The sequence below is a fragment of the Janthinobacterium amylolyticum genome (assembly GCF_051380655.1).
Taxonomy (GTDB): domain Bacteria; phylum Pseudomonadota; class Gammaproteobacteria; order Burkholderiales; family Burkholderiaceae_D; genus Janthinobacterium.
In genome coordinates this window covers 12,265-25,461 of sequence record NZ_JBNYXL010000002.1, presented here as the reverse complement: position 1 = coordinate 25,461, position 13,197 = coordinate 12,265, and the positions used below count along the sequence as shown (strand labels likewise).

Genomic DNA, 13,197 nt, shown 5'->3' with positions numbered 1-13,197 from the left:
GCGGTGGCCGCCGCAGCCTGCCTTATTCCTCGTCCGGGTCCAGCCCCTTGAGGGCCACCTGCACGGCGCGCTGGGAAAAGCCGCGCTGCATCAGGAAGCGCATCTGCTTGTTGCGCTGCTCTGCATCCTGTGCCACTTGCCCGAACTTGCGGCGCCAGACTTCGCAGGCGCGTGCCGTTTCCCCTTCCGCCAGGCCCGCCTTGAGTTCCTGCAGCGCTTCGCCGCCAATGCCATGGCTTTGCAGTTCGGCCATGATGCGGCTATTGCCAAAGCGGGCCGAGCGGCGGTGGATCAGCGATTCGGAAAAGCGCTCCTGCGACAGCCAGTTGGCTTTCTCCAGGCTGTCGAGCAAGGCTTCCACATCGTCGCCCTCCTGCGCGTGCCGCTGCAGCTTGCGGCGCAATTCCATGCGGCTGTGTTCACGCATCGACAAAAAACGTAGCGCCCTGCCCTTCAGGCTTAGTTGTACTGCGGCCATACCCCCACCTTGTCTTTCATTTCACGCTCACTCCAAAATCACACCACCCAAACACAATCGCCGCCCGGCGCAGCAGCGCGGGACGGCGATCATGGTCATACCTTGCGGCAAGCCATGCGTAGGATTAGGCCCCTTGGGCCGTAATCCGACAACATTGTTGACGTCTGTGGTGTTGTCGGATTACGCGCGGCTTTGCCGCGCTAATCCGAGTTACTCTGGCTTGGCTTCCGCAGCCTTGGCAGCCTTGTCGGCGGCTTTATCGGCTTTTTCCGGCTTTTCAGCAGCCAGCGGCGGCAGTTCACGCACGCCCAGCGAGGCGCGGACCTTGTTTTCGATCTCGCGCGCCAGCGCCGGACGCTCTTGCAGGAAGGCGCGGGCATTGTCCTTGCCCTGGCCGATGCGTTCGCCGTTGTAGCTGTACCACGAACCGGATTTCTCCACGATCTTGGCATCCGAGCCCAGGTCCAGGATTTCGCCTTCGCGCGAGGTGCCGGCACCGTACAGGATGTCGAAGTGCGCTTCCTTGAATGGCGGCGCAATCTTGTTCTTGACGACCTTGACCTTGGTTTCGTTGCCGATCACTTCGTCGCCCGACTTGATCGAGCCGGTGCGGCGGATATCCAGGCGCACGGAAGCGTAGAATTTCAGCGCGTTACCACCGGTGGTGGTTTCCGGGCTGCCGAACATCACGCCGATCTTCATGCGGATCTGGTTGATGAAGATGACCAGGGTATTCGTGCGGTTGATGGAGCCGGTCAGCTTGCGCAGGGCTTGCGACATCAGACGCGCTTGCAGGCCTGGCAGGGAATCGCCCATGTCGCCTTCGATCTCGGCACGTGGCGTCAGTGCAGCCACGGAGTCAATGACGACCAGGTCGACGCTGCCCGAACGCACGAGGGCGTCGCAAATTTCCAGCGCCTGCTCGCCCGTATCCGGTTGCGAGATCAGCAGTTCATGCAGGTTCACACCCAGCTTTTGCGCATAGCCGACGTCGAGCGCGTGCTCGGCATCGATAAAGGCGCAGGTGCCGCCCAGTTTTTGCATTTCCGCGATGGTTTGCAGGGTCAAGGTGGTTTTACCCGACGATTCCGGACCGTAGATTTCCACCACGCGGCCGCGCGGCAAGCCGCCCACGCCCAGCGCGATATCCAGGCCGAGCGAACCGGTCGACACGACTTGCACTTCTTCGATCGGGGCGCTGGCATCCATGCGCATGACCGAACCTTTGCCAAACTGCTTCTCGATCTGCGCCAGCGCGGCGGCGAGCGCCTTGGCTTTTTCCGATGCGGGTACTACAGCTTTTTTATCGTCCATATGTTCTTTCAGCCTGAGATTTAGCGCGTCGGTTAAATTCCGTGGGTTAAATTCAGCGCGGGGTTAAATTCGTTACAGACACTACTGTATAAAAAAACAGTGCTCAATGCAAGCGGAACGTGGATTTGTTTTGAAACAGATCAATACAACCCTTGTTTTTCACAAAAACTCGCCACCTTGCGGAAAATGAAACACAATACAAGCTTCTACCGCTGCAAGCATAGGAAGCCTGACCATGCGTATTTTACTTGCCGAAGACGATAGCGTGCTGGCCGACGGCCTGACCCGCTCACTGCGCCAATCCGGTTATGCGATCGATTACGTCAAGACAGGGCAAGAGGCCGATACCGCCCTGTCCACCCAGGAATTCGACTTGCTGATCCTCGACCTGGGCCTGCCAAAAATGTCCGGACTGGAAGTGCTGCGCCGCCTGCGCGCGCGCGCCTCGCTGCTGCCCGTGCTGATCCTGACTGCCGCCGATTCCATCGAGCAACGCGTAAATGGCCTCGACCTCGGCGCCGATGATTATATGGCCAAGCCGTTCGCCCTGTCGGAACTGGAGGCAAGAGTGCGCGCCCTGACGCGGCGCGGCGCGGGCGGCGGCGCCACCATCATCAAGCACGGCCCGCTCAGCTATGACCAGGTGGGGCGCAGCGCCTACATCAACGACCAGATGCTCGACCTGTCGGCGCGCGAACTGGGTTTGCTGGAAATCCTGCTGGGCCGCACCGGCCGCCTGGTCTCGAAGGAACAGCTGGTCGACCACCTGTGCGAATGGGGCGAGGAAGTGTCGAACAACGCCATCGAAGTGTATGTGCACCGCCTGCGCAAGAAGATCGAAGTGGGCGGCGTGCGCATCGCCACGGTACGCGGCCTCGGCTATTGCCTGGAGAAATACTCGGAAGCGGCGCGCCTGAACGCTGAAGCGGGCGCGGCTGAAGGCCAGGCCCATGGACCGGCCAGCAAGTGAAAGCGCGCGAGGCGCCTACGGACGAGGCCACTGACGACGACTGGTTCGAGCCGCCCACGACGGAACAGGATGACACGATCCAGCATTCGCTGTTTGGCGAAATCCTCGACTGGATGCTGGCGCCCTTGCTGCTGCTGTGGCCCATGAGTATCGCCATCACCTACCTGGTGGCCAAGGGCATCGCCAACCAGCCCTTCGACCATGCGCTGGAAGACAGCGTCACCGTGCTGACGCAGCAGGTCAAGCAGGCCGATGGCGAATTGCTGCGCCACGTTCCCGAACGCAACAGCAACAACAAGGGCCGCGACTTCCTGCGCGGCGACGATGTCGACACCCTGTATTACCTGGTGGTGGGCGGGCGCGGCGAGTATCTCGACGGCGACCGCGACCTGCCGCCGCCGCAGGACCCCGACAAGTACCGCAGCGGCATGGTGCTGTTCCGCAACGACACCATTCACGGCACGCCCGTGCGCGTGGCGTTTACCTATCTCGACATGCCGGCCAGCACCGAGGACGAGCCGCGCCGCGCGCTGGTGCAGGTGGCCGAGACCCTGGAAAAGCGCGCCCAGCTGGCCAATGAAATCATCAAGGGCGTGATTTTGCCGCAGTTCATCATCCTGCCCGTGATCCTGGCCCTGGTCTGGTTTGCCCTGGCGCGCGGCCTGTCGCCGCTGGCGCAGTTGCAGGAACGCATACGCGCGCGGCCGCCCGACGATTTGAGTCCCATCGAATCGGGCCAGGTGCCCGAGGAAATCACGCCACTGGTGGGCTCGCTCAACGAAATGCTGTCGCGCCTGTCGCTGTCGATCGACATGCAGAAACGCTTCATCGCCGATGCGGCGCACCAGATGAAAACGCCGCTGGCCGGCATGCGCATGCAGTCCGAGCTGGCCTTGCGCCAGACCGACCACGATGAAATCCACCGCTCGCTGCTGCAGCTGGCGAAAAGTTCCGAAGCGGCCACGCGCCTGGTGAACCAGCTACTGGCCCTGGCGCGCGCGGAAAACCAGCCACAGGCGGGCACGGCGTTTGCACCGCTCGAATTGAGCGAACTGGCGCGCGGCGTGGTGCAGGACTGGGTACAAGCCTCGTTTGCCCAGCATATCGACCTGGGCTTCGAGCAAGCCGCGTATCCCATCATGATTTCCGGCAACGCCATGATGCTGCGTGAACTGCTCAGCAACCTGATCGACAATGCCCTGCGCTACACGCCGGCCGGCGGCAGCGTCACGGTGCGCGTGCGCAGCACGCTTGAACTGGCCATCCTGGAAGTGGAAGATACCGGGCCCGGCATTGCGCCGGCCGAGCGGGCGCACGTGTTCGAACGCTTTTACCGCATCCTCGGCAGCAATGCCGACGGCAGCGGCCTGGGCCTGGCCATCGTGCGGGAAATCGCCCAGCAGCATGGCGCCGAAGTCGACATTTTTAATAATCCGCGCGCCCAATCGCCGAAAATGCCGGGCACTTTGCTGCGCCTGAGCATTGCCCTGCTGTTGCCGGAGACGCCAGAAGAGGATTACATCACGTATGGATAAGCCGAGCCCCGCCGCGACGCCCGAGCGGGCGGCGCACACGCCCACTGCCGAGCACCAGCAGCGCCTCGCTACCCACTGGCAAGCGACGCGGCGCCTGACCGTCATCCTGCTCACCGTCTGGCTGCTGACGGGCTTTCTGACCGTGTTTTTCGCGCGCGAACTGCTGCACCTGAATCTGTTCGGCTGGCCCCTGCCCTTCTACATGGCGGCCCAGGGCGCCTCGCTCGTCTACCTGGCCATCATCGGCTGCTATGCGTGGCGCATGCGCCGCCTCGACCGCGCCTTCCATGCCGGAGAGCAAGCATGAGCGGCCAGCGCAGTTTCTTTGCCCGCCTGTGCCGCTACTATCTGCTGTTTTCCGCCGGTTTCGCCGCCTTCCTGCTGGCCCTGACGGTGCTGGAACAGGAGGGCATGCCGCGCACCTGGATCGGCTACCTGTTCATGCTCGTCACCATCACCCTGTACGCCACCATCGGCGTCATCAGCCGCACCTCGAACGTCACCGAATACTATGTGGCGGGACGCCGGGTGCCGGCCATGTTCAACGGCATGGCCACGGCCGCCGACTGGATCTCGGCAGCCAGCTTCATCAGCCTGGCGGGCGGCCTGTACCTGAACGGCTTCGACGGCCTGGCCTTCATCATGGGCTGGACGGGCGGCTACTGCCTGGTGGCATTGCTGATCGCGCCCTACCTGCGCAAGTTCGGCCAGTACACGATTCCCGACTTCCTCGCCGCCCGCTACGGCAGCGGGCGCGACAGCCGTGGCGCCGCCGTGCGCGTGGTGGCCGTGGCTGCCACCATCATCGTCTCGTTTACCTATGTGGTGGCGCAGATCTATGCGGTCGGCCTGATCGCCTCGCGCTTCACGGGCGTGGATTTCTCCGTCGGCATCTTCCTGGGCCTGGCCAGCATCCTGGTCTGCTCATTTCTCGGCGGCATGCGCGCCATCACGTGGACGCAGGTGGCGCAGTACATCATCATCCTGATCGCCTTTCTGATTCCCGCCATGTGGCTGTCCGTCAAGCATGCGGACAACCCCGTGCCGCAGATCGCCTACGGTAAAGTCTTGCCGCAGCTGAGCGCGCGCGAACACGTTCTGGAAGCGGATCCCAGGGAAAACGAGGTGCGCGCCATCTTCCGCCAGCGCGCCATCAGCTACCAGGCGCGCATCGACGGCTTGCCTGCCGCCTGGGAGCAAGGCCATCTGGCCGCCCAGCGCCAGCTCGACAACCTGCGCCAGCGCAATGCCTCGCTGCTGGACATCCGCAATGCGGAGCGCGCGCTGATCGCCTATCCGAAAAGCCCCGAGGAAGCCCGCGTGCTGTGGCAGGCGGCGCAGGCCCACAACCAGAAGCGCGCCGAACCCATCACGCCCCACGCGCAGCCGTTTCCCGCGGCGGACCGGGAACAATCCGACATCAAGCGCAATAATTTTCTCGCCCTCGTGTTCTGCATGATGCTGGGCACGGCCGCCCTGCCGCATATCCTGATGCGCTCGTACACCACGCCATCCGTGCACGAGACGCGCGTCTCCGTGTTCTGGACCCTGTTCTTCATCCTCCTGATCTATCTCACGATTCCCGCGCTGGCCGTGCTGGTCAAATACGATATCTATTCCGCGCTGGTGGGCACGCAATACGCCAACCTGCCCACCTGGGTGTCGTACTGGGCCAATGTGGACAAGCTCAGCCCATTGATCAGCATCGTCGACGTCAACCGCGACGGCATCGTGCAGCTGGCGGAAATTGCCATCGATGCCGACGTACTGGTGCTGGCCACGCCCGAGATCGCCGGCCTGCCCTACGTGATTTCCGGCCTGGTGGCGGCTGGCGGCCTGGCCGCCGCCCTGTCGACGGCGGACGGCCTGCTGCTGGCCATCTCGAACGCCCTCTCGCACGACATCTATTACAAGGTGGTCGACCCGACCGCCTCGACGCAAAAGCGCGTGACGATTTCCAAGCTGCTGCTGCTGGCCGTGGCCTTCATCGCCGCCTACGCGGCCTCGCAAAAGCCGGCCGACATCCTGTCGCTGGTGGGCATCGCCTTTTCGCTGGCCGCCTCGACCCTGTTTCCGCCGCTGGTGCTGGGGGTATTCTGGCAACGCGCCAACTACCAGGGCGCGCTGGCGGGCATGCTGGCGGGCTTTGGCGTGTGCCTGTATTACATGTTGCACACGAGTCCCATGCTGGGTGGAACTGCTGCCGGACAATGGCTGCATATCGCGCCCATTTCCGCCGGCATTTTCGGCGTGCCGGCGGGCCTGGCGGCCGCCGCGCTGGTCAGCTGGCTGACACCGGCGCCGGGACGCCGCAGCACGGGACTGGTGGAACATATCCGCGCGCCGGAATAACGACATAAAAAAAATACTCTGGACTCGCTAAAAGTGCCGGCAAATGATAGCCTTGGAGAAACAATATTCAATTGAATATTCAATCTAGCAATTCAATCCGGAGTAACCATGCGGTCCAGCCTTGCCTGTCTCACCCTGAGTGCCCTGTTATCCAGTCTTGCCAGCCTGCCAGCCCATGCCGCGGCCCCGCCAGCGACGGCAGCGGCGGTCCCCATCGCCGACTTCTTTGCCAATGCCGCCCTGAGCGGCGCCGTGCTCTCGCCGGACGGACGCCATGTCGCCGTGCTGGTCAGTGCCAAGGGCGGACGAGTGCAGCTGTACACGGTCGACTTGCCGAGCATGAAGGTAAATGGCCTGACGTCGTTCGAGGACGCCGATATCAGCAGCATCGCCTGGGTCAACGAGCGGCGTGTCGTGTATAGCGTAATGGACCGCAATATTGCTCAAGGAGATATCCAGTACGGACCGGGCCTGTATGCCATCAATATCGACGGCAGCGGCTACCGCCAGCTGGCCAGCAACACCTATTCGAAGAAAAGCGCCAGCAGCACGCGCGAGATGCTGAGCTGGAACACGCGCCTGCTCAGTGCCAGCGGCAATCCCGGCAACGACGACATCTACGTGACGGAAGCGAGCTTCAGCACCACCGGCGTGCCATCGGAAAGAGTGCTGCGGGTCAATACGGTGACGGGCATCAGCCAGGTGGCCGCCACCCTGGCCGATGCCCAGGGCTGGCTGCTCGACCAGCAAGGCGAAGTGCGCATCGCACTGGTGGTCAAGGAAAACAAGCGCAGCATTTTTTACCGCGACAATGCCCAGACACCGTGGCGCAAGCTGCGCGAGAGCGATGTGTATCAAGCGAAGGGCGGCGATTTTTCGCCGGCCTTCTTTGATGCCAAAGGCAATTTCTATGTGCACGCGCCATACAAGGGCACGGAAGCGGTCTACCGCTATGACCTGGCGAAGGATGCCATCGACGGCGCGCCGCTGGCCAACACGCCAGGCTACGATTTTTCCGGCATCCCCGTTCAGGGCGCCGATAAATTGCTGGGCATGCGTTTTGAAACCGATGCCAGCGGCACGATCTGGTTCGACAAGCCACTCGACGCCATCCAGTCCAGGATCGATGCCTTGCTGCCGGCGACCGTCAACACCATTTCTGTGGCGAAACGGCCAGCCACGCCTTTCGTGCTGGTCACGGCCAGTTCCGACGTGCAGCCAGCCAGCGTCCTCATCTTCAATACGGAGTCCGGCCAGCTCATGCCCGTAGGCAACAGCCACCCTGCCATCGATCCATTGAAAATGTCGCACAAGCGCCTGGTACGCTACCAGGCGCGCGATGGCCTCAGCATTCCAGCCTACCTGACCCTGCCCAAAGGCCACAGCGGCAAGAACCTGCCCATGGTGGTCATGGTGCATGGCGGCCCCTGGGTGCGCGGCGGCCACTGGAACTGGAACCGCGAAACCCAGTTCCTCGCCTCGCGCGGCTATGCCGTGCTGGAGCCGGACTACCGCGGCAGCACCGGCTATGGTCACGCCCACTACAAGGCCGGCTGGAAACAATGGGGTTTGAAAATGCAGGACGACATCGCCGACGGCGCCCGCTGGGCCATCGCCAACGGCTATGCGGACCCGCAGCGCATCTGCATCGCCGGTGCCAGCTATGGCGGCTACTCCACCCTGATGGGCCTGCTCAACGATCCTGATCTGTTCAAGTGCGGCATCAACTGGGTTGGCGTCACCGACATCAACATGATGCGCGACGGACACTGGACGGGCGATTCCGACCTGGCCGATTCCTACAAGAAAAGCGGCATGAAGGACATGGTCGGCGACGCCGTGCTTGATGCGGCACAGCTGAAGGCCACCTCGCCGCTGCAGCAGGCGGCCCGCATCACGCAACCCTTGCTGCTCGGCTACGGCGGCGCCGACCATCGCGTGCCAGCCAGCCAGGGCCGCCTGTTCTACCAGGCGGTCAGCAAGACCAACCCGCATGTCGAATGGGTGCTGTACAGCGAGGAAGGCCACGGCTGGGCGCTGCAGAAAAACAATGTCGACTTCTGGTCCCGCGCGGAAAAATTGCTGGCCCGTAGCATCGGTGCGGCCAGTACGGCAGCGCCTGCCGGCGCGCCGGCGCCCGCTCCGGCCACCGCCCCATAGCGCACCCATGCCGCCAGAGCCGTTCCGCCAGCACCTACCCTGGACGGTGACGGCGACACTGGCCGCAGCGCCGCAGCGCTTGCTGGCAGCGCGACGGGGCGGCCTTCCAGCGCCACCACAGGCCATGCAGCCCGCCTTACGCTGCAGATAGCCACCCGCATGACATCAATACCACGCTCAAAAGGAACACATGTTTGCCAAACCGTTTTACGCAGCACTGTTCGCGTCCCTGTGCGCTCTTGCCGGCACCCCGGCCGCATGGGCGGCCGATGCGCCGCCAGCCACGGCTGCCCCCGCACCCGCCATGCCAGGCGCACGAATTCCCATCGAACATTTTTTCGACAGCACCTCGTTCAGCGGCGCCATTCTGTCGCCTGACGGCCGCCGCCTGGCCGTGCGCGTGGCGCCTCCCGGCCAGCGCGTGCGCCTGGCCGTGCTGGAACTGGCCAGCATGCAGGTGAAGGTCGTGGCGTTCTTCAGCGATGCCGATGTGAATACCTTCCGCTGGGTCAACGACCAGCGTCTCGTCTTCGACCTGGCGGACCGGCAACTGGCGCAGGGCGCCCTGCGTTATGGCGCGGGCCTGTATGCCGTCAACGCCGATGGCGGCAATTACCGGCAACTGGTGACGCGCAACGAGTCGCGCCAGAACAAGCGCGCCATATTGATGCTGCCGTGGAACACCTACCTGCTGCAAAGCATCGGCGACCAGCAATCGGACGACGTCTTTGTCGTGCAGCCGGACTTTACCCGTCCCGGCGAGATCCACGACCTGGCGCTGCTGCGCCTCAATACCAGCACCGGCATCTCCCGGACGGTGGCGCAGCCGGCCGGCGCGCGCAACTGGCTGTTCGACAAGCAGGGGCAATTGCGCATCGCGCAGGCGCCCGACGGCGGCAATGAGGTCACGTACTACCGCGACAGCGCCGAGGCGCCATGGCGCGTGCTGGCCCGTTTCGATGCCTATCACGGCGGCAAGGACGCCTTCTCGCCCGCCTTCTTTGCGCCCGACGGCACCTTGTACGTGCATGCGCGGCATGGCAGCGACAAGCAGGCGCTGTACCGCTATGACCTGGAAAAGAACCGTATCGACGACACGCCGCTGGCTGCGTCAGCGGACTTCGACGTGCACGCGGAAATGCTGGGCGCCAATGACCGCCTGCTGGGCCTGCGCTATGAAACGGATGCGCAAACCACGCAGTGGCTCGACGAAAAGATGCAGGCGCTGCAAAAACAGGTAAATGGCATGCTGCCCATGAGCATCAACAGCCTGTCCACGGGCTGGCGTTCGGCCACGCCTTTCATCCTGGTGCGCAGCGTGTCGGACACCATGCCTGTCACGTACTACCTGTTTAACAGCGACACCGCCAGCTTGAGCGTGCTGGGCAGTGCTCATCCCGCCATCCTGCCATCACAGATGGCGAACAAGGACTTGCGCCACTACAAGGCCCGCGATGGCCTCGACATTCCCGCCTGGCTGACCCTGCCCAAGGGACAGGTCAAAATGCGCCCGATGGTGGTGCTCGTGCATGGCGGCCCCTGGGTGCGCAACAGCTGGGACTGGGATGCGGAAAGCCAGTTCCTCGCCTCGCGCGGCTATGTCGTGCTGGAACCGGAATACCGCGGCAGCACCGGTTACGGCGAGCATCACTTCAAGGCGGGCTGGAAGCAATGGGGCTTGAAAATGCAGGACGACATCGCCGATGGCGCGCGCTGGGCCATTGCCCAGGGCATCGCCGACCCGCGCCGCATCTGCATCGCCGGCGCCAGCTATGGCGGCTATGCCACACTGATGGGCCTGATCAACGACCCGGACCTGTACCGCTGCGGCATCGACTGGCTGGGCGTCACCGACATCGACCTGCTGCGCAACGGCAGCTGGGGCGGCTACTCCAACGTTTCCGAGCACTACCGCCAGTACGGCATGCCCGTGCTGATCGGCGACCCCGTCAAGGATGCGGCCCAGTTCAAGGCCACCTCGCCGCTGCAGCAGGCGGCGCGCATCACGCAGCCGCTGCTGCTGGCCTACGGCAGCGCCGACCAGCGCGTGCCGCTCCCGCACGGCCGCCAGTTCTACGATGCCGTACGCAAAACCAATGCGCAGGTGGAATGGGTGGAATACGCCACGGAAGGCCACGGCTGGGCCTTGCCGGCCACGCGCGTAGACTTCTGGCAGCGCGTCGAGAAATTCCTGGACCGCAATATCGGTCCTGGCAGCGCCAGCCAGTAAGGCCACAGCGCACGCATGCGCTTGCCCGTGCGCTTCCCCGTGCATTTGTCACGCATCACCGAAAGAGAAAGAATGATGTTGTCGATGTTACGCCGCCTGCCCCGCCGCCTGCTGTTCCCCCTGTTGCTGGCGCTGGCGCCCCTGCCATATGCGCAGGCGCAAGCCCAGGAAACGCTGGCGACCCCGGCAGCGCCCACTGCCGCAGGGCCATCCGCATCGGCCTTGCCGGCCAGCCTGTTCTTTGCTCCCCGCTCGCTGGGCGGCGCCACGCTGTCGCCCGATGGGCGTTTCCTGGCGATGCGCGTGCTGCCGGCCGGCGAGCGCCAGCGGGTGCGCCTGAGCGTGCTGGACCTGGCCAGCATGCAGGCGACGGTGGTGGCCTATTTCAACGATGCGGATATCGCCAATTTCCAGTGGGTCAATAACGATCGCCTGGCCTACAGCCTGGTGGACCGGCAACGCGGCCAGGGAAGGCAGCGGTTTGCATCGGGCATGTTCGCCATCAACAAGGACGGCAGCGGCTACCGCCAGCTGGCCACCCGCGAAGGCATCGTGCGCGACAAGCCGGGCATGCTGCTGCAGCCATGGTCGACCTTCCTGATCGACCATATCAGCGCGCAGACGGGCAACTTCGTCTACGTCTGGCGCACCCATCTGAGCCGTCTGAACTCGATCACCGATACCTCGACGGGCCGCCTCAATACGCTGACGGGCGGCTACGAAACCGTCAACATGCCGCCCGACCTGCTGTACTGGATGAGCGACTCGGGCGTGGCCTGGCGCATGGACAAGGAGTTCGCGGAGAAGCGCAACATGGCCTACACCTTCGACCGCCCGGCCGGCACCTGGCGCAAGCTGGCGCAGGTGATACCGGCGGATGCAAACGGCGTAGCCATCGCCCCCGCCTTCCTCGCACCGGACGGCCAGTTGTATGTGTATGCGCGCAATGGCGGCGACAAGCTGGCGTTGTACCGTTTCGACCAGCAAAACCAGCGCCTCGATGGCGCCCCCGTGCTCGCCTCGCCCGACTATGATATCCAGGCCACCATGGTGCATAACGATGCCAGACTGCTGGGCATCCGCTACAGGACGGATGCGGAAACCACCTTGTGGCTCGATGCGGACATGCAGGCCATGCAGCTGGCCGTCAATGCGCGCCTGCCCGCCACCGTCAATACGCTGAGCGTAGCGCAGCGCACGGATGCACCGTGGGTGCTGGTGTCGAGCTGGTCCGATGTCCAGCCGCCCATTTATCGCCTGTTCGAGCGGGCAAGCGGCAAGTTGATTCCCCTGGGGAAAGCCTATCCCGCCGTTGCCGCCGAACGCATGGCGTCCAGACAATTGCTGCACATCAAAGCGCGCGATGGCTTGACGCTGCCCGCCTGGCTCACCTTGCCCAAGGGGAAAGGCCGCCAGCTGCCGCTGGTGGTGCTGATCCATGATGGTCCGTGGCAGCGCGGCGACTGGGGCTGGCAGCCGGACAGCCAGTTTCTGGCGTCGCGCGGCTATGCCGTGCTGGAACCCGACTACCGTGGCAGCACGGGACTGGGCGCGCGGCATTTCCAAGCAGGATGGAAACAATGGGGCCTGGCCATGCAGGACGATATCGCCGATGCGGCGCGCTGGGCGATTGGCGAAGGCATCGCCGATCCGCAGCGCATCTGCCTGGCCGGCGGCGGCTACGGCGGCTATGCCACCCTGATGGGTTTGCAGCGCGATGCGGGCCTGTTCCGCTGCGGCATCGCCTGGTCCAGCATCCCCGATTTGCGCGAACTCAAGGATGAAGTCAACTGGTGGCTCGATGACGATTTGCGCAACAGCGATGAGCAATACACCTTGGCCATGCTGCTGGGCGATGCGGACAAGGACAAGGCCTTGCTGCGCGATAACTCGCCACGCCACCAGCCGGCCCGCATCACCGCGCCGCTGCTGATGGCCCACGGCTACACCGACCACATCGTGCCCATGTCCGATGCGCGCGCGCTGTTTGACGCCATCCGCAAGAGCAGTGCGCAAGCGCAATGGATAGAGTATGGCGACGAAGGGCACGACTGGGTCTTGCCGCAAACCCATGCCGACTTCTGGCAGCAGAGCGAAAAATTCCTCGACAAGCACATCGGAAAAGCCAGCGCGGCGGCAAAAAAGGAGTAGGCTGGAG

Annotated in this window: 9 protein-coding genes; 7 read left to right on the top strand and 2 right to left on the bottom strand. The window is 63.8% G+C overall.

Annotated features, from left to right (window positions below; translation table 11 throughout):
• Positions 1–22: 22 nt before the first annotated feature.
• Together recX and recA are read right to left on the bottom strand one after the other, a co-directional pair.
• Entirely contained in the window at positions 23–478 is a 456-nt protein-coding gene (gene recX, locus ACQ4WR_RS03705) for a recombination regulator RecX (RefSeq protein ID WP_102294991.1), read from the bottom strand.
• Between the two features lie 210 nt (positions 479–688).
• Positions 689–1,792 carry a recombinase RecA gene (gene recA, locus ACQ4WR_RS03700; RefSeq protein ID WP_034746069.1) on the bottom strand — a complete coding sequence of 368 codons (1,104 nt, stop codon included), beginning with the start codon at positions 1,790–1,792 and terminating at the stop codon, positions 689–691.
• A gap of 235 nt (positions 1,793–2,027) precedes the next feature.
• On the opposite strand from recA, the gene ACQ4WR_RS03695 reads away from it, so the two are divergent.
• The 7 genes from ACQ4WR_RS03695 to ACQ4WR_RS03665 all read left to right on the top strand — a co-directional run bounded on the left by ACQ4WR_RS03695 (position 2,028) and on the right by ACQ4WR_RS03665 (position 13,190).
• Positions 2,028–2,762 carry a response regulator gene (locus ACQ4WR_RS03695; protein ID WP_102294988.1) on the top strand — a complete coding sequence of 245 codons (735 nt, stop codon included), beginning with the start codon at positions 2,028–2,030 and terminating at the stop codon, positions 2,760–2,762.
• Complete coding sequence (locus ACQ4WR_RS03690; protein WP_436485412.1) at positions 2,759–4,297, top strand: sensor histidine kinase; 1,539 nt, start codon at positions 2,759–2,761, stop codon at positions 4,295–4,297. The genes ACQ4WR_RS03695 and ACQ4WR_RS03690 overlap by 4 nt, the downstream gene beginning before the upstream one ends.
• Positions 4,290–4,604 carry a DUF4212 domain-containing protein gene (locus ACQ4WR_RS03685; protein WP_436485410.1) on the top strand — a complete coding sequence of 105 codons (315 nt, stop codon included), beginning with the start codon at positions 4,290–4,292 and terminating at the stop codon, positions 4,602–4,604. Before ACQ4WR_RS03690 ends, ACQ4WR_RS03685 begins: the two co-directional genes overlap by 8 nt.
• Entirely contained in the window at positions 4,601–6,649 is a 2,049-nt protein-coding gene (locus ACQ4WR_RS03680) for a sodium:solute symporter family protein (RefSeq protein WP_436485409.1), read from the top strand. The genes ACQ4WR_RS03685 and ACQ4WR_RS03680 overlap by 4 nt, the downstream gene beginning before the upstream one ends.
• Positions 6,650–6,757: 108 nt before the next feature.
• Positions 6,758–8,809, top strand: a complete 2,052-nt coding sequence (locus ACQ4WR_RS03675; protein WP_436485407.1) for a S9 family peptidase — start codon at positions 6,758–6,760, stop codon at positions 8,807–8,809.
• A 190-nt stretch (positions 8,810–8,999) separates the two neighbouring features.
• Positions 9,000–11,039, top strand: a complete 2,040-nt coding sequence (locus ACQ4WR_RS03670; protein WP_436485406.1) for an alpha/beta hydrolase family protein — start codon at positions 9,000–9,002, stop codon at positions 11,037–11,039.
• A 72-nt stretch (positions 11,040–11,111) separates the two neighbouring features.
• Positions 11,112–13,190 (top strand): alpha/beta hydrolase family protein, encoded by a 2,079-nt coding sequence (locus tag ACQ4WR_RS03665; RefSeq protein ID WP_436485404.1) that lies wholly within the window; start codon positions 11,112–11,114, stop codon positions 13,188–13,190.
• Positions 13,191–13,197 lie beyond the last annotated feature (7 nt).

Bases quoted from the DNA above. Each gene is read 5' to 3' on its own strand.
- ACQ4WR_RS03685 (WP_436485410.1), top strand. From the start codon at position 4,290: ATGGATAAGCCGAGCCCCGCCGCGACGCCCGAGCGGGCGGCGCACACG.
- recX (WP_102294991.1), bottom strand. From the start codon at position 478: ATGGCCGCAGTACAACTAAGCCTGAAGGGCAGGGCGCTACGTTTTTTG.
- recA (WP_034746069.1), bottom strand. From the start codon at position 1,792: ATGGACGATAAAAAAGCTGTAGTACCCGCATCGGAAAAAGCCAAGGCG.
- ACQ4WR_RS03665 (WP_436485404.1), top strand. From the start codon at position 11,112: ATGATGTTGTCGATGTTACGCCGCCTGCCCCGCCGCCTGCTGTTCCCC.
- ACQ4WR_RS03680 (WP_436485409.1), top strand. From the start codon at position 4,601: ATGAGCGGCCAGCGCAGTTTCTTTGCCCGCCTGTGCCGCTACTATCTG.
- ACQ4WR_RS03670 (WP_436485406.1), top strand. From the start codon at position 9,000: ATGTTTGCCAAACCGTTTTACGCAGCACTGTTCGCGTCCCTGTGCGCT.
- ACQ4WR_RS03675 (WP_436485407.1), top strand. From the start codon at position 6,758: ATGCGGTCCAGCCTTGCCTGTCTCACCCTGAGTGCCCTGTTATCCAGT.
- ACQ4WR_RS03695 (WP_102294988.1), top strand. From the start codon at position 2,028: ATGCGTATTTTACTTGCCGAAGACGATAGCGTGCTGGCCGACGGCCTG.